The 17001-nt window shown below is 44.8% G+C and carries 17 protein-coding genes; 6 read left to right on the top strand and 11 right to left on the bottom strand.

From position 1 onward, the window contains the following. The gene (gene puuE, locus APB76_RS15125) at nucleotides 1–924 is read right to left on the bottom strand and encodes an allantoinase PuuE (protein WP_049843428.1); all 924 of its coding nucleotides are present in this window, start codon (nucleotides 922–924) and stop codon (nucleotides 1–3) included. Between the two features lie 352 nt (nucleotides 925–1276). Between puuE and uraH the strand changes: the two genes are divergently transcribed. The 4 genes from uraH (at nucleotide 1277) to APB76_RS15105 (ending at nucleotide 6201) form a co-directional block, all read left to right on the top strand. Further along, entirely contained in the window at nucleotides 1277–1630 is a 354-nt protein-coding gene (gene uraH / locus APB76_RS15120) for a hydroxyisourate hydrolase (protein ID WP_054961790.1), read from the top strand. Between the two features lie 136 nt (nucleotides 1631–1766). Then, nucleotides 1767–3110, top strand: coding sequence for an NCS2 family permease (locus APB76_RS15115; protein WP_006880329.1), 1344 nt, complete (start codon nucleotides 1767–1769; stop codon nucleotides 3108–3110). Nucleotides 3111–3268: 158 nt separating this feature from the next. Beyond that, nucleotides 3269–4675 (top strand): nucleobase:cation symporter-2 family protein, encoded by a 1407-nt coding sequence (locus APB76_RS15110; RefSeq protein ID WP_054961789.1) that lies wholly within the window; start codon nucleotides 3269–3271, stop codon nucleotides 4673–4675. Nucleotides 4676–4839: 164 nt separating this feature from the next. After that, entirely contained in the window at nucleotides 4840–6201 is a 1362-nt protein-coding gene (locus tag APB76_RS15105) for an 8-oxoguanine deaminase (RefSeq protein WP_054961788.1), read from the top strand. Nucleotides 6202–6248: 47 nt separating this feature from the next. On the opposite strand, the gene APB76_RS15100 is transcribed toward APB76_RS15105, so the two are convergent. After that, nucleotides 6249–6959 (bottom strand): NAD(P)-dependent oxidoreductase, encoded by a 711-nt coding sequence (locus APB76_RS15100; protein WP_049843027.1) that lies wholly within the window; start codon nucleotides 6957–6959, stop codon nucleotides 6249–6251. Nucleotides 6960–7074: 115 nt separating this feature from the next. Here APB76_RS15100 and APB76_RS15095 point away from each other — a divergent pair, with 115 nt between their 5' ends. Further along, entirely contained in the window at nucleotides 7075–7962 is an 888-nt protein-coding gene (locus APB76_RS15095; RefSeq protein ID WP_054961787.1) for a LysR family transcriptional regulator, read from the top strand. A gap of 163 nt (nucleotides 7963–8125) precedes the next feature. Beyond that, entirely contained in the window at nucleotides 8126–9088 is a 963-nt protein-coding gene (locus APB76_RS15090; protein WP_193395089.1) for a transposase, read from the top strand. A gap of 233 nt (nucleotides 9089–9321) precedes the next feature. Here APB76_RS15090 and APB76_RS15085 read toward each other — a convergent pair whose 3' ends face one another. The 9 genes from APB76_RS15085 to APB76_RS15045 all read right to left on the bottom strand — a co-directional run bounded on the left by APB76_RS15085 (nucleotide 9322) and on the right by APB76_RS15045 (nucleotide 16810). Then, nucleotides 9322–10299: a hypothetical protein gene (locus APB76_RS15085; protein ID WP_408058711.1), complete on the bottom strand. Its 978-nt coding sequence runs from the start codon at nucleotides 10297–10299 to the stop codon at nucleotides 9322–9324. A gap of 400 nt (nucleotides 10300–10699) precedes the next feature. Beyond that, nucleotides 10700–11500: a hypothetical protein gene (locus APB76_RS15080; RefSeq protein ID WP_054961785.1), complete on the bottom strand. Its 801-nt coding sequence runs from the start codon at nucleotides 11498–11500 to the stop codon at nucleotides 10700–10702. A gap of 48 nt (nucleotides 11501–11548) precedes the next feature. Next, nucleotides 11549–12016 carry a hypothetical protein gene (locus APB76_RS15075; protein ID WP_049845738.1) on the bottom strand — a complete coding sequence of 156 codons (468 nt, stop codon included), beginning with the start codon at nucleotides 12014–12016 and terminating at the stop codon, nucleotides 11549–11551. Between the two features lie 12 nt (nucleotides 12017–12028). Next, entirely contained in the window at nucleotides 12029–12949 is a 921-nt protein-coding gene (locus tag APB76_RS15070) for a patatin-like phospholipase family protein (RefSeq protein WP_049845739.1), read from the bottom strand. A 251-nt stretch (nucleotides 12950–13200) separates the two neighbouring features. Then, complete coding sequence (locus tag APB76_RS15065; protein ID WP_054961784.1) at nucleotides 13201–13896, bottom strand: VC0807 family protein; 696 nt, start codon at nucleotides 13894–13896, stop codon at nucleotides 13201–13203. A 195-nt stretch (nucleotides 13897–14091) separates the two neighbouring features. Continuing rightward, on the bottom strand, nucleotides 14092–14565 hold the full coding sequence (locus tag APB76_RS15060) for a PaaI family thioesterase (RefSeq protein ID WP_049845741.1): 474 nt from the start codon (nucleotides 14563–14565) through the stop codon (nucleotides 14092–14094). Between the two features lie 191 nt (nucleotides 14566–14756). Next, nucleotides 14757–16013, bottom strand: a complete 1257-nt coding sequence (locus tag APB76_RS15055) for a PTS ascorbate transporter subunit IIC (RefSeq protein WP_049845742.1) — start codon at nucleotides 16011–16013, stop codon at nucleotides 14757–14759. Between the two features lie 9 nt (nucleotides 16014–16022). Further along, nucleotides 16023–16310 (bottom strand): PTS sugar transporter subunit IIB, encoded by a 288-nt coding sequence (locus APB76_RS15050; RefSeq protein ID WP_004744110.1) that lies wholly within the window; start codon nucleotides 16308–16310, stop codon nucleotides 16023–16025. Between the two features lie 56 nt (nucleotides 16311–16366). Continuing rightward, a complete protein-coding gene (locus APB76_RS15045; RefSeq protein ID WP_054961783.1) occupies nucleotides 16367–16810 on the bottom strand; it encodes a PTS sugar transporter subunit IIA in 444 nt (147 codons plus the stop codon). Between the last annotated feature and the right edge of the window lie 191 nt (nucleotides 16811–17001).

Below are 17001 nucleotides of genomic sequence, written 5' to 3'. Positions count from 1 at the left end.
CTATTTTCCCTTTTTTGGTGTGTATGGATGGTGCTCGTGCCAATGGCGAGCAATATCAACACGGCGACATAACCACACGTCGTCATGTTGTTTAACGTAATCTAGGAAGCGCTTTAACGATGCGATACGACCCGGTCTACCGATCAGGCGGCAATGCAGACCAACCGACATCATCTTGGGGGCAGTCGCACCTTCAGCGTATAGAGTATCGAATGTGTCCTTTAGGTATTGGTAGAACTGTTCACCTGAGTTAAAGCCTTGCACAGTGGCAAAGCGCATATCGTTGACGTCAAGCGTGTAAGGAATCACTAACTGAGGCTGACCTGCTTCGGTATGCCAATACGGTAAATCGTCGTCGTAGGCATCAGAGTCATAGAGGAAACCACCTTCGTCTGCGACTAACTTGCGGGTGTTAGGGCCAGTGCGACCTGTATACCAACCAAGCGGCCTTTCACCAGTGATCGCTTTGATGATTTCAATCGCTTTCATCATATGGTCGCGCTCTTGCGACTCATCCATGTATTGGTAATCAATCCAGCGATAGCCATGGCTACAAATCTCATGCCCCGCTTGAACCATGGCCTCTGCTACATCGGGATGACGTTCAATCGCCATCGCTACTGCGAATACGGTCAGTGGGATCTCGTACTCATCAAAGAGCTTTAACACACGCCACACACCTGCGCGGCTGCCATACTCATAGATTGATTCCATGCTGATGTGTCGCTCACCTTTAATCGGCTGCGCGGCTGGAATCTCTGACAGAAAGGCTTCGGACTCATCATCCCCATGTAAAAGGCAGCGCTCACCACCCTCTTCGTAATTCAACACAAACGACACGGCGATACGAGCACCACCTGGCCATTTAGGGTGAGGAGGATTCGCCCCATAGCCAATCAGGTCTCGTGAATAATCCTTATCCATTCAGGCTCTCCTTAAATACAAGACACTTTGTCTTTATGCCTTCTTAAACTTCATACATTCATTGTATACAATAAATTATCTTAATGTAAAGATTTTGTTGCTAAAGTTAATTCACGTAAACAAAAGCTATTTTATCAATAAGTTACCTACGCTTAGGCTCAAATAGTTATCTAGCTCGATCTCACAAAACTGATTTTTGCTCACTTTCGTTAGTAACAAAATTATAACATCAAGCTTTACTATCCGAATATTTTGTGTACATATATAGGTAACAGAAGCAAGTTTAAAACAACTTTGTGTACAATTTAAAATCAATAAACGCTAAGGAGAGCGCTGGGCGCGAATAACAATTATGGGCAAATTAACTACACACGTATTGGATACAATGCACGGCGTTCCCGGTGCAAATATTCAAGTTGAGCTGTTCCGTGTTGAAGAGGGCAGCCTGACCAAGATTAAAACGGTCACCACCAACTTTGATGGTCGAACTGATGAACCAGTGCTAGAAGGCGACGAGCTTGTGACAGGCAAATATCAACTGGTATTCCATGTTGCCGATTACTACAAGAACCAAGATGTCGACCTTGGTGAAATCCCATTCCTAGATGACGTTGTGATTCGCTTTGGCCTCGGAGAAGCGGGGGCACATTATCACGTGCCTTTGCTTGTCTCACCGTATAGCTTCTCTACCTATCGTGGTAGTTGAGGCAAGAAATTACCAATAGATAACCCTAACAACGTCATACATATCAATCGGGAGAATTGGAGTCTGCAACAACACCATCAAGATGCAGAAAGCGGTATTCAATTTCAGAAACACCAAAACAAAAGGACTTGCTGACATGAATGAAAGCAAAGCAGAAGTGCTTAACAACGAAAGCCAATCGGGTGGCTTACTAGAGCGCTTTTTCAAACTGAAAGCACATGGAACCAGTGTTAAAAACGAAATGATCGGGGGGATCACCACTTTTGCCACTATGGCATATATCATTTTCGTTAACCCTCAAATCATGGCGGCTTCAGGGATGGATTCTGGCGCGGTCTTCGTTGCAACCTGTATTGGTGCAGCGATTGGCTGTCTGTTAATGGGACTCTTTGCCAACTGGCCTGTCGGTTTGGCGCCGGGCATGGGCCTTAACGCCTTTTTCTCTTTCACTGTGGTTAGTGAAATGGGCTACAGTTGGGAAGTGGCGCTTGGTGCGGTATTCCTCTCTGGTATCCTATTTGTCGGGATGAGCTTCTACAAAATACGTCAATGGATCATTGAAAGTATTCCAGAGAGTTTACGCTTCTCAATGACCGCAGGTGTTGGTCTTTTCTTAGGTCTTATCGGGCTTAAAACCGCAGGCATTGTTGTAGAGAACCCAGCTACTTTGGTTTCACTTGGCGACTTCACTAAACCTGATGCCATGCTTGCCGCTATCGCTTTCTTAATCATTGCGGTACTCAGTGAGCGTAAAGTGTTCGGTGCGGTACTGATCGGGATTTTGAGCGTCACTGTCGTTGGCATGATGTTAGGTCTCGTTCAGTACAACGGCTTCTTTGCTGCACCGCCAAGTATTGCACCTACCTTTATGGCAATGGACATCTCTGGCGCGTTTAACATCTCAATGGTCAGCGTCATCTTAGCCTTCTTGTTCGTTAATATGTTCGACACCGCAGGCACACTGATGGGTGTTGCAGAACGTGCGCATCTGGTAAACAAAGAAACAGGCAAGATCGAAGGGCTTAGCAAGGCGTTAAAAGCCGATTCTATCTCTAGTGTTGCAGGTGCATGTGTCGGCTGTCCACCTGTAACTAGTTACGTAGAGAGTGCTGCAGGTGTAGCTGCAGGGGCTCGTACAGGTCTGTCAGCCATTGTGGTAGCAGCACTGTTCTTAGCCGCTATTTTCCTTTCACCTTTGGCAGGTATGATCCCAGCTTACGCCACTGCAGGTGCACTAATCTACGTCGCGTTCGTAATGATGAGCAGTATGCAGCATGTCGATTGGAAAGATTTTACCAATGGCGCTCCGGCTGCGATTACGGCCCTGATGATGCCGCTTACTTTCTCAATTGCAAACGGTATTGCTCTTGGCTTTATTACTTACACAGTACTGAAAGTCGCGACAGGAAAAACCAAAGATGTCTCCATCTCAATGTACATCCTGACTGTCGTCTTCGTCGCTAAGCTTATCTACATCTAATTTCTAGGGTCTGATGACCCTAATTATCCTTGTGAAAACTAGCCTGAGCATGGGTTCGGGCTAGCTTCCTATACGAAAAATTCGTGACCCTACGTAGTTTGTAGAAGTCAATTGTCCAATCTACGAGAGAAAAATGGATTCTCTCTGAGGTATAACCAATGAAACTTCTGTATACACTCAACCAAAAGCCGCCACACGGCATTACCCTGCTGCTGGCTTTGCAACACATGCTGGCATCCATTGGTGGTATTGTGGCTGTCCCGCTCATTGTTGGCGCATCCATCGGACTGCCTAATGAAGAGATTGTCTCGCTAATCAATGCTGCCCTACTCGCTTCGGGTATCGTCACCATGGCGCAATGTATTGGTGTCGGCCCTATTGGTATTCGTTTACCTGTTGTCATGGGCTCTAGTTTTGCTTTCCTAGGTGTGGCGATTGCCATTGGCCGCGAAGGCGGTGTCGCTAGCATCATGGGCTCGGCTTTAGTCGGTTCTCTAGTAGTGATTGTTGCTAGCTTTTATATGGACAAAGTCCGCAAGCTATTTCCAACGGTAGTGAGTGGCGTTGTTGTCACCCTAATCGGATTAACCATTTTGCCCGTTGCGATGAATTGGGTGGGTGATGCGCCCGCAGCGAGTGAAAACTTCGCAACTCTACCAAAGCTTTTCTTAGCCATCGTTTCACTGGGCATCGTGGTTGCGGTCTCGGTTTACTGTAAAGGCGCCGTTGCTGCATCTGCCATTGTTATTGGTCTGGCGGGCGGTTACATCGTCGCGCTATCTCTAGGTATGGTAAACCTCGATGATATTACTTCTGCCGCTTGGGTCGGTGGACCAGAGCCTCTTAAATACGGATTAAGCTTTCAAGCCAGCGCCATTGTGAGCATGAGCTTGGTTTATATTGTCGTCATTGCTGAAGCAACGGGTGACTTTATGGCCCTAGCAAACAACTGTAATAAACAAATCTCGGGCAAAGATCTGCAACGCGGTCTGCTTGGTGATGGCTTAGGCAGTACGCTTTCTTCGATCTTAACCGCTATGCCACTGGCTTCTTTCAGTCAAAACGTTGGGATAGTGGGCATTACTGGTGTAGCGAGTCGATATGTTGTTGCAGCAACAGGTGGACTACTGATTTTAGGCGGCTTGTTCCCTAAACTTGCGGCCGTTGCGGTGACCATTCCTAAACCGGTTCTTGGCGGTGTTGGTTTTGTTATGTTTGGTATGATTGCCTACGCAGGTATTCGCATGCTGATTATGGCCGCAGACACCAAACGAAATGCACTGGTTATCTGTGTTGGATTGGCATCAGGCTTAGCCGTGACTTTTGAACCTCGTTTACTTCAACACTTACCGCACGATATTGCTAATTTCCTGCACTCTGGCATTACCACGGGCACCATAGCAACGGTTCTTCTTCATCAACTTCTTCCTAAGTCTTCCAACAAAGAAGTTCGTGAAGCACTGACAGAAAGTAAGGTTCAAGTCGAAGAAAAGATCATTCGAAAATCCGATGATGAAGCGCCACAAGTGGTAGAAAGTAAACTTGAAGCAAAGACCACTGAATAAACTCACTTTAATCACAACAAAGGCATCAAAAGGAGACCTAAGCTCACTGACATCAATCTGAGCTTAACAACAATAACACCGCTAGTACTTGCTAGCTTAACTGTAACTAAAACGTTTAAGACCCTCTCCCCTGAAATGGCTGAGATGGCTAAGGACTATTATGAATGGAAACCATCTGGATTAAGAATCCACTGGCAATTTATACCGGAAACACGCAAGACGCCCAAGGTGGTCTCGTGGTTCAGGGAAACAAAGTTGTCGAACTTATCCCAAAGCATGGGACGCCGTCCCACTCAATTGATTATGTGGTTGAGGCCTCTCGGCATGTCGTCACACCTGGGCTCGTTAACGCCCACCACCATTTTTATCAAACCTTAACGCGCGCTTACCCTGACGCGTTAAACAAAGAACTGTTTCATTGGCTCAAAAGCCTGTATCCCGTCTGGGCAAACCTAGATGAAGAGATGATGAGTGTCGCGACTGAGCTTGCCTTAGTTGAGTTGATGCTGTCGGGTTGTACCACTGCTTCCGATCATCACTACTTGCTGCCAAACGGTTTAGAACACGCGATAGACTTGCAGGTCGAAGCGGCGCAAAAACTTGGCGTCAGAGCCATCTTCACTCGTGGCTCAATGAGTTTAGGTGAAGAAGACGGCGGCTTACCGCCACAGCATACCATTCAAACCGAGCAAGCGATTGTTGATGACAGCTACCGTTTGATTCGCCAATACCACCAGCAACAAGAAGGGGCAATGACCCAAATCGCGCTCGCGCCATGCTCTCCTTTCTCCGTCACGACAGATTTGATGAAAGAAACTGCCCACATCGCCAAGCAAGAGAATGTCATGATGCACACCCATTTGTGCGAAACGCTGGATGAGGAAGATTTCTGTGTCGAGCAATTTGGTATGCGCCCGGTCGATTATCTCGAAGACGTCGGCTGGCTCAATGACAAAACTTGGCTTGCCCATGGTATCCATTTCAATAATGAAGAGATTCGCAGGCTAGGCCAAGCGGGCGTAGGCATTAGCCACTGCCCTACATCAAACATGATGCTTGCTTCAGGGATTTGTAAAAACAATGACCTAGAAGCCGCAGGTGTTAAAGTCGGCCTAGGCGTTGATGGCTCAGCCTCAAACGATGGCTCAAACATGATTGCCGAAGTGCGTATGGCGATGTACTTACAGCGCCTACAGTATGGCTCGGCAAACGTATCCCATTTTGATGCGCTGCGTTGGGCGACCAAAGGCTCAGCACAAGCGATGGGACGTAATGATATTGGCGAGCTTAGCGTGGGTAAACAGGCCGATATTGCGATGTTCAAACTCGACGATATTCGTTTCTCTGGCAGTCATGATCCTCTTGCTGCACTGCTATTATGTGGCGCTCAACAAGCCGACCGTGTGATGGTTGCAGGTCACTGGCGAGTAATGAACAGTGAAGTGATTGGTGTTGATATTCATCAATTGATGGAACGTCATAAAGCGGCAGCATCGAGGCTAGCACGTAAAGCTTTAGGTGAGTAAGTCATATAGCCCCAGTCACTTACTGGGGCTCTTTGCTTTTAGGCTTGCTAGTTTGCTTCTACGTTGTAGATGACGGGCATTTCCCCCCGCCAATCTAGCCAAAGCTGAGAATCAGTCACTAAGCGAGTTAGCGCATTGGCGACATTGATTCGGCTGGTTTCTCCAGCATTAAACAAAGCACTGCGAGTCGGGCTATTGTGCCATGAATATGGACTTACGTCGCAGCGGTCAATCAAGGTATCTGGTCGCAAGATAACCCACTCTAACAGAGTGCTCAGTTTACGACTTCTGCTTAAGAGCTCAGCTGCTTTTTCATTGTCACGGTGCGGCGGTAACAATGCTCGTAGCAAAAGGCATAGCAATCTCTCCTGCCTAGAAACTTGTTCATTGATTGTATGGTTGCTCACACCTGTTGAGCCCATTAGAGCTAACTTTAGCGGCTCGTTTCGTTGAGGTGATATCACTGAAGCAATACGCAATATGCTGTCTCGAACCAACAGTCGCGGTGCTCCATAAACACCTTGCAAAGTGAAGTTGTGGCCTAAACAACATATGCACGCTTGGCAATCAGCAACGATCATTTCCAAATCATCCACTTCAATCGCCAAAACGGTCGTTCGATGTTGAGTCAAATTTGAATGATCCGGTAACACATTACAGTCCCTAACCAAAGCAACCACTTCATGGTTGGCTTCAAGAAGCTGATTTACGACCAATTTACCCGTAGAGCCCGTGGCGCCTAGTACCAATATCTTCATTTTAAACCCTTTGCCTTCTGTACTTATTCAATAGCTTATCAGTTCATAATTGTTTGGAAATCCATCAAAAATGCATGACAATCATTCATATTTGAATGACAAACGGAAAATCAACATGGACTGGAAGCACATCCAATTTGACTGGAATCGCGCACGAGCATTTCTGGTCGTTGCTGAAGAGGGATCATTCTCAGCTGCTGGTCGCGCCTTAAATATGAGTCAACCCACCTTGGGCCGCCAAATCGCTGCGTTTGAACATGAACTAAAGCTCACTCTGTTTGAACGAGTTGGTAAAAAGTTGGTTCTTACCAACAGCGGCCAAAAACTCTACCAACATGTCAGCCAAATGGCCGAGTCTGCAAATCAAATGCTGCTCACCGCACTGGGGCAAGATGAAAGTATCGCAGGCAAGGTGAGTATTTCTTTAACGGAGCTCGATGCATTTTTTCGCTTTCCTCCCCTAGTTAATCAATTAAAAGAATACGCACCGCATGTCGATATCGAGCTCATTGTCTCCAACCAAGTGAGTGATCTGAAACGCCGTGAGGCCGATATCGCCATGCGCTACAAAAGACCAACCGACTTAGATCTGATCGCTAAGAAAATTGGCCATGAAACGGTTTATCTCTACGGACATAAAGATTTGGTAAAGAGCTTTCAAGACAGGTCCCCCAATGAGGTTGCAAACGTAACCATCATCGGATTTGATCAGGAAGAGTATCTACGCCAGCACCTAAAACGATCCGGTTGGGATCTCAAACACAACCCTTTTACCCTGGTCTGTAACAACCAGTTAGTGCAGTGGCAGTTAGTACTGTTAACTCGATCACTAATTCTTTTGCCAGAGCACATTGCTCGTAATAATCCGGATTTACGAATTGCGTTTAAAGAACATTTTCAGCCCTTTGAACTAGATGCATGGCTTGTTTGCCACCGAGAACTACACACGAGTAAAAGAGTACGCATAGTGTTTGATTTCTTGGCTAAGCACTTAAGCTTATGAACTAACAAGAAGAGTAGAATGAAAGTAGAAAGGACACACGCTTTAAAGGATGAAATAAGAGTGAGTTGTTGATACCTACGCCAAAGGTTCACTTAATGCGGGTTGCAGCTTTTTGGTGGCATTCTTAACCTCAATGGGTAAATCACCAAAGGGAGGCTTAAAGATGACAACTGCGAGAAAACAACAGATATGCGTTGATGCTACACCTTATTATCACTGCGTGTCTCGCTGTGTCAGGCGCAGCTTCCTGTGTGGGACTGATCCTGTCACCAAGCAAAATTATGAGCACCGTAGAGCGTGGGTGAAGCAAAAAATGATGGCACTAACGCAACTTTACTGCATCGACATCTGCGCCTACGCCATAATGAGTAACCACTACCACTTGGTCTTACACATCAATCGAGACAAAGCCCTAAACCTATCGTATCTTGAGGTGGTTGAGCGTTGGCAGAGGGGGCACAAACTGCCAAATATAGTAACGCGATGGTTAGAAGGGCAGCTAACCAGTAAGGCCGAACGTGAAGCGTGTTTAGCAATTATCGAATCTTGGCGCGAGCGACTATGGAACCTGAGTTGGTTTATGAAAGAGCTTAATTTTGAGATTGCCTGCCAAGCCAACAAAGAAGACCAATGCAAAGGACATTTCTGGGAAAGCCGCTTCAAAAGTCAGGCCTTGCTTGATGAGCAGGCGCTCGCTGCGGCTATGACGTATGTCGACTTAAATCCATTAAGAGCAGGAATAGCCAAAACACCAGAAACCTCCGACTACACATCGATTAAAGCGAGGATTGATGCATTAAATAATCAGCAAGAGACTGCACCTTGTCTTCACCCTTTTGTTGGTAATACCAGCAATCATCAACTTGATGGTATTCCCTTCCGACTGATGGATTACATCAAGCTGGTCGATTGGACAGCACGTCAATACCGAGAAGGTAAGGCGAGCTTAAGTGAAGATACGTTGCCGATATTACAACGACTTAAGGTCAATCAAGTAGACTGGTTTGAAGCTTGTACTCAGTTGGAGCGTCTGCGCTGCACCACAGTAGGTTGCACCCAAAGTGCAATGATTGCTAAACAGATGATGAATCGAAAGAGAATCAATTTACTTCGGTTGGATAGTTAGTTCTTAGCCAGCCCTTAGATTTTTAGTTAGGAAACCACACCAAACCACAAGTGAGTTTGGTGAGTCACTCATTACTCAAATAAGCCTTAATAGACTCAATCCCGTAGAATAGCGACTAACAGACCGCAGTTCTCCCTCCAGTTGCACAAATTGATACCGATTTCACCCTTAATTTATGCCAGGAGTATTAGTATCATTTTATGGTGCCTGTCCTTATAATCTTAATCTTAATCTTAATCTTCGTATCTAAGTAAAACTTCATTATCCAAAACAACATTTGTGGACCAGATGAAGCTTGCTCCAGCCCCACTGAATTTATCAATAAAGTTCATGTAAGATTTTTTGTTATTTACACCAATTTCATCTTCTGAATATTCAGTCGCTTGAGGCCATGAAACTGCATCGAAGTCTTTTGCCATCCAGTTACTTGGGGTCTCCCAATGAGCAGCATAAGCATTTGCACCGTTATCTGTGCCTTCTGTTATGCAGTTCTCAGATAAGCGTTTACCATCAACCTCACTTAGGCAGCTTAAATCATAGATTGGTGCAGTATAAAATGTCTGTGCTTGCCAGTCGGAACCCGTCACTGTGCCATCACTAAAGCTTGCGATAAAGCCACCATCACCTGGGTGGAATGCCTTGCCACGGTTATCTTCTGTACCTAAACCTAAGTTTTCTTCCCAATCAATTACTTTTACAGCAATAGTGTATGGTTTGTTTACTTTAAACTTTACGATACTAGAATTAAACGGCGTGAAAGGTACCGTGTCTACTGCAACGAGCTGACCATTAATATATAACTCGAAATAGTTGTCAGCAAAGATGTAACCAGTGATCTCTTCACCATCTGAATCGATAACAGTCACAGGGACTGAGTCTTCATCCACATCGGCTATACTTTCAGGTTTGATGTTGGTGCACTCTTCATAAAGATCGACCGCATTTGGTGCAGTTGTGAAATGGTTTTGAGCAGGAACTGTCCATACCTTTCCGTCAGCATCAACAATTTCACCAACGCCTGCAACACGGCTTCGACCATTCGCACAATCAAATAGGTTTTTTTCTATTGTTTTTGCAAGACCTTGGGTAATGCTAGCTGAACCTTTGTAGTCATTCGCGCTTCCGCTTACAGTTAGGTCGGAGGATGGGGAGCAGCCAGCCAACAACAAGGCGATAGACGAAAGAGCGAATACTTGATTGTTTGTAGCCATCATCAATAAAAGTCCAGAAGTAAGTATGAAGTTTAAGTGTAGTAATTAACCTCAACAGAACAATGCATTGGGCTGGTTACATAGCTGGCATATATAATAGTCTGTGTAATGTAAATCAACGTAAACGATGTGCAACTTTCGGTAAAAGGGCTTCTGCTCCGAACTTTAACAGATAGCACTTCGTAACTCATAAATGGCCACAAACGCGTAACAAAAGCATTTTTCATATGTGATACTGATGGTCAGGAAAAATCACAAATCCTTAGCGAGTAATAAGCAGGACTAGCGTGAAGAGCGGCCTTGTTTTTTACTTAACCATCATTCTCATAAATACCCTTTTGACAGGGTGATGTCTTCACGCACTGAGGCCATCTCCTCACTAGGCCCTGCTAAATCAATATTACGCAATTGCCTGATGATATATGTGGTCTGCTACCACACCAAAACCTTCTGACGTAGGGTGAATTTCATTGCGCCATTGATCACTATTGAGCAAGCCTTGCGTATCAACTACCGTCAGTATCTCGTAGTCATTGGCTACCTCGATTAACCGCTGTTTAAATCGCGTTAATAGGTGATTAATGATCTTTTCTTGATCACTTGCATCAGTAATCTTCTTAGCTTTTAGGTACGGGTAAACCCAAGACTTGCCCACCGGAATGATATCGAACAGTTCAAACCCCGTCGGATTAGGCTGAACAAAATCATAAGTATGTGTGACAATTTTAATATCTGGATTCTTTGAGTACTCCATCGTTAGCTCGCACAGCACGCGATAAGCATTTTCTATTTGCTTGAGCTTCATCTCTACGCGATGTTCGAGTATGCATTGTTGCCAATCCATACCTGGCTGCTTTTCTCTAATAAAGAACCCAAAGTCATACCGACCTACGATGTCATTCCCACCACCAGAAAAGAGTAGTAGATCAAACTCATTGTGCGAGAGGCGCTTTAACAGAGATAGCTTTTCATCACCGGAGATCATATCAATTGCCTCATCTCCGTTAGACGATGTGTTATAAATTAGCAAGTTGTTCCTATCTGCTAAATGGTCGACAACATTGGCATCTTTACCGAAGATAAAATAGCGTCTTGGGTAGTTAAGCCAAGAATCACCTTCGGAAAGAATACGTATTTTATCAGGTGTGTAACGATCCTGAATGAGTTGCTTGTAGGCTCTTGAATCGGATGTCGCTGGCATAATCTTGCCTCCTACTATGATTAAGCACTAAGTGCACTTGTCCCATTTCTAAGCTGGCAATATCTTGTCAGACTCCATTGCTTCGCTAGCCTTGAAGAAATCCCAATGTTTGCGAGCGGAGTTAACAATGACACCAATAACAAATTTGATTGCAAAATATTCCCCGACTTCCGGAATGTAAGGGATATCAATTTTATCATTCGCAAGCGAGGTCAAACGTTTCACTAGCCTCTCTGCTTCTTGATCGTCAATGCCTTGATCAAGGCTTCTCACCAAGTCATAGAACTCATTAGGCAAGTTGTCGTATAGAAAGGTGTCTACTTTAATCACCACCTTCAGCAGTATTTTCTCCTCTTTAGTCTCACTCACTAGTGGAACATTAATTTCAGTATTCAGCTTCTGAGCGAGAATTTTTGCTTCATCAGCCGTGAGTTTCATACGCTTTTCTGGTGGCGCAAAGTAGTCATCCAGTAAATCTCTAAACTCATCCTTGGTTAAATCTTTGATCGTATTCATATTCGCCTCCTACTATGACAAGAACTCTAAAAGAGTATTTACTTGTTGATCGATAAGTTGCTCTGCCAAGCGACTTAAAGCACTGATGTTGCTCTTGCTTACGTTGTCCATATCATCATCCGCATCCGTTAAGACGGTTTGTAAACGTAAGTAGTCTTGGCCTAGCAATACCTTCAATTGGTGATCAGCAGCATCAGATACGCCATCGAACATGCAGCTCATTACAGGCAGAGCCCAGCCGACTTTGCCCCAATCTTTGGCTTGATTGAATGGAATAGATCTTACTAGCTCTCCGGTGCCCAAAGAGAGCAGCTTGATTTCATCATTTGGGAAAAGTTTTTTTGCCTCTACATAGGCTGAAACCGCAGGGTTGTTAATAAATACACCACCATCGACTAGTGCTCTGCGCTTGTTATTAACCTTGACCAAAGCAGGTTCAAAATAAGTTGGTGCCGCACTCGTTGCTCTGGCCGCTAAGCGCATAGATACTTGCTGAGTATTTGAGTTCCAACTTTTTAGAAAGAAGGGTTCGCGCGCTTCAATATCATAGCTTGTAACCATGACCTTAGTTTGGGCGCTCTCTAACGGCTCTGAACGAAAATACTTCATCAGCACGGATTCGATGCCATCTGAAGGATATTTTTCATCGCTTAAACCACCGACAGACGTCACACCTTTCCATCGACTGCGTGGAAAGATATCTGATCCATGCTCACGATAAATCTCAACCAGCTCTGCGGCACTGTAAGGTTCGTTAGTTCCAGGAACATTGATACTTAAGCCCATAGATAAAATGCCGCCAGTTGAAGTGCCACACATTAAATCAAAGAGCTGGCAGCATGGTTTACCCGTTTCTTGTTCCAATTTAGTAAGAACTAACGCAGGGATGATGCCCCGAATACCACCTCCGTCAATCGATAAGACTCGTCTCATTTTGATCTCCTTTTCATCGAGTTTATAAAATCCGATATAAACATAGATGCTATAAGTGCATATGCATCTGGCAGGGATCACAAATATCCATTTGGTTGAGTATCAACTCTAAGATATGAAATGTTGGTGAACGAACCATGTGATGAAGAGCAGCTAAAGCGGAGCAAGGTGAAACAGACAAGATGATTGGCAGCGGAAAGTTGCCCATAAAAAAGGGACGTTATCCGTCCCCTTCTATTGTTCAACTATTCCTATCTAGAATGGAAAATCTGCTCGGTCTCAAGTGACGTCATGGTGCGAATTTGACGCCAAACGTAGTAGAAGATACCAAACATCATCAACATGCTAGGGATTGCGATAATTGGGTAGCTGTATAGGGTGAGTTTACCTAGCTCTTCATTGAACTCTGCGGTTCCGGCTGGGCTAGTCACAATCCAAGTTGCAAGGAAATAATTCATCGCTGAAGAAAATGCAAACGTACTAGCAAACAAATAGTTCGATGACATCAGGCAACGTTCAAACGCGTCCGTCTTACCGTTTTCTTTTAAACGCTCAGTGATCACCGCGAGGTTTAGTACTGTATCGTTAAGAATCATCTTCTGCATAAATGGATAACGGGTAAAGGTAGAACCTAAAACCGCTAATCCAATAAGGCCGGGAATCAAAGCTTCTTTCAAGGCTAGCCAACGCGTATCAAGTTCAAGCAAGCCAATACCACCAGTCAATAGCACACTGACAAAGCCAAGCGCAGCAATGAAATTGAACTTCTTATTACGGATAAGATCCATACCGCCGTAGACAATAGGGAATGCCAATGCCACCACAAGTGCCATGACAGTACCAAGGTGCTCTTCGCCACTAAACTTCATCAGGATGAAGGAAGGAATAAATACGTTAAACAGGATCTCAAATAGGGGGTTCGACTTTTTCGTCGTGGTGTTACTCATAATTGTTACTGGCTCTACTCTGTCATCTTTGTTTTAGTTTCAAAGCGAAGTGTTCAATGCTTAGCTTAAGATGTAAAGCGTTTAAACCCCGAGTTGTGTAACGACTTATGAAATAGAAAGCTTGTGAGTATTTTTTCGTCTATAAGTCTCGCCTTGCCATTCTTACGCGATGCGTAATATTGTAAGGAGCGAGTATCAACCAGAAAACCACTCATTTGGCACTTTGACGGCAATCACCTCTGCTCGGCAACAAACGCTGTCTTGTGAGTGAAGCTCGCACTCCAGCACTATCTTTTTCTCAAATGCTTCGACAACCTTGGCTTTCAATGTAACGGTAGAATCCATAGCGACAGGTTTAAGGAATGAGATATTTAAACTCCCCGTGGCAAACCAAACGGGTTCTCCTTTGCCGACTTCTTGCCCGCTGAGTTGATATCCCTTCGCGATAGCCATACACACACAATGGCAATCGATTATGGTTGATATGATGCCACCATTTAGGAAATGAGTTGGTCCCGCGCAATGATGTTTGTGAGGAACAAACTCACAGCTCGCCTCACTGTCTGATTGCCAATAGCTCTTAATTTGCAGTCCGTGTTCATTTTCAGCGCCACATCCATAGCAGTGGTTGTTCGGTATTTGGTCTTGAATCGCAATAGAATGAGTCATTTCATACTCCCATAGCCAAGCTTGTCTTAATTCGAATAAGTGAATAGTTATCTTATAGTTATAGCTTACTTCCTCGATTTAATATCTACACCGAACTGAGTGGGTACTCGTCGATTCAGCTTGATTGTTCTCTCGCTATCAAAAAAGCCTCCACTTCAACAGGGAGGCTTTTATGTTTCTGAAGTTTGATATTAGCGAACAATCAAACCAAGTAAGATACCAACTGCACCGAAGTCTGCGTCGCTGAATGTTGTGTTAGCAAAGCCTAGGTCGCCTAATACTGGCATTAGGAATACTGGTAGGAAGGTAATCAGTAGACCTTGTGCAAAAGCACCTAAGATTGCACCACGGCGGCCACCTGTTGCGTTACCAAATACACCCGCTGCTGCACCGACGAAGAAGTGCGGTACCACGCCCGGAATAATCACAGTTAAGCCCATCACGTAAAGTAGGAACATACCTAGCAAACCCGCAGAAAAACTGGATAAGAAACCAACCAGTACGGCATTTGGCGCATACGGGAATACCACAGGACAATCGAGAGCCGGTTTAGCGTTTGGCACAAGCTTGTCTGAAATACCTTTAAATGCAGGAACGATTTCAGCGATAACCATACGCACACCTTGCAAGATAACGTAAACACCACCAGCAAACGTAATCGACTGCATCAGGGCAAACATAAACCAGTGTTTACCACCACTCACTTCGCGAACAAAGTCACCGCCAGCGAAAATACAGGTCACCATAAAGATGATGCCCATAGTGAAAGAGATAGCGACTGGCGTATCACGCAAGAACAACAAACTCTTTGGTACGTTCATCTCTTCTGTCGAGTGCTCTTTATTACCAAACTTGCTGCCAATAAAGCCCGCTAGCACATAGGAGAGTGTCGAGAAGTGACCAATAGCCACATCATCAGAACCTGTAACTTGCTTCATGTAACGGTGCGCGATAGCTGGGAAAAACACCATCACTGAGCCAACAACCAAAGAACCTAGTGCAATAAGAGGTACACCACTCATTCCGCTTGAAGAAAGGATCGCTGCCACCATCATCGACATAAATAACGTGTGGTGACCTGTCAGGAAGATAAATTTCCATGGCGTTAGACGAGCGATCAGAATGTTCACCAGCATCGCAAAGAACATGATCATCGCCATCTCTTTACCAAATGCTTCTTGAGCAATTGACACAATCGCTTCGTTGTTTGGTACAACACCTGTAATACCAAACGCTTGTTGGAAGATAGTCGCAAAATCACCTAGGGAGGTAACAACTAAGCCAGCACCAGCGCCCAAGATGATAAAACCGAGAATGGTTTTTACTGTGCCTTTAATACATTCTGTCACCGACTTTTTCTGAGCGATTAGGCCGATAAGAGCGATAAGACCGACCAGAACCGCAGGTTCTGATAGGACATCGTTCATTAAGAAACTAAAGAATTCCATAATGGCTCCCTATAGTGCGCCAAGTTCTTGTAAAGCCGCAGATAAACGCTCTTTCATTGCCACTTTATCAACCATGTTGTCTAGGCTGACGATTTTCGGTTCAACATCGAGTGCTTTCAATTGGTCAGTAATATCGTTAGTACCAATAAAGATGTCACAATCTGTGCCTTTTGCACTGCCTAAATCAATGTGATCAACCGCTGCATTAATCTCAAGCTCTTTGACAATGCCCTTGATGCTCATTTCCATCATCAGGCTCGTGCCAAGACCGTGTCCACAAACAACCATAATTTTCATAATTCAGTACCTTTTTATTCTTGATATCTATAGGGGTGATAGTCAGGAGTGATGTTTTAGTAATTCTTGATGACGGCTAAAACGTCATCGACAGATTGAGCGTTGCAGATTTGCTCTACATGCTCTTCATTCATAAACAGCTCAGCCAGTTTTGAAATAGCACCGACATGGCTATCGCTATCCGTTGCCGCTAGCGTCACCAACATCTTCACAGGGTCATTACCTTCAGAGTCAAAGTTAACGCCGTTTTGAATCACAGTGATCGCAAGTGATAAACGATTAACGCCATCTTCTGGTCTTGCATGCGGCATCGCCATACCAGGGCCAACGACATAGTAAGGACCTAGCTCTTGATGCGAGCGAAAAATCGCCTCTACGTAGCTTGGCTCAACAGCGCCATTATCAAGCAATGCCTGACACGATTTTTGAACAGCGTCTTCCCAGTCACTGGCTTCAGCATGGACTCGAATCACATCTGAGGTAATCAGTTCACTTAGCATTGGATCTTTCCGATTTGTTGTTTTGATGGCGCTACTCTAACGATGTTCCCTGTGGAAAAACCGGACAATGATCACAAATGATAGCGCTATCTGGTAGCGCTATCATAAACTGTGATAGCGCTACCATTTATTAATCTTAATGCGGTTTCATATGCTTGTGATCACCATCTAATGCGCTAATATCATTTCAA

The sequence above is a fragment of the Vibrio bivalvicida genome (assembly GCF_001399455.2).
GTDB classification, from domain to species: domain Bacteria; phylum Pseudomonadota; class Gammaproteobacteria; order Enterobacterales; family Vibrionaceae; genus Vibrio; species Vibrio bivalvicida.
The sequence above is the reverse complement of the archived record's forward strand: the minus strand, read 5'-3'. Positions and strand labels throughout refer to the sequence as shown.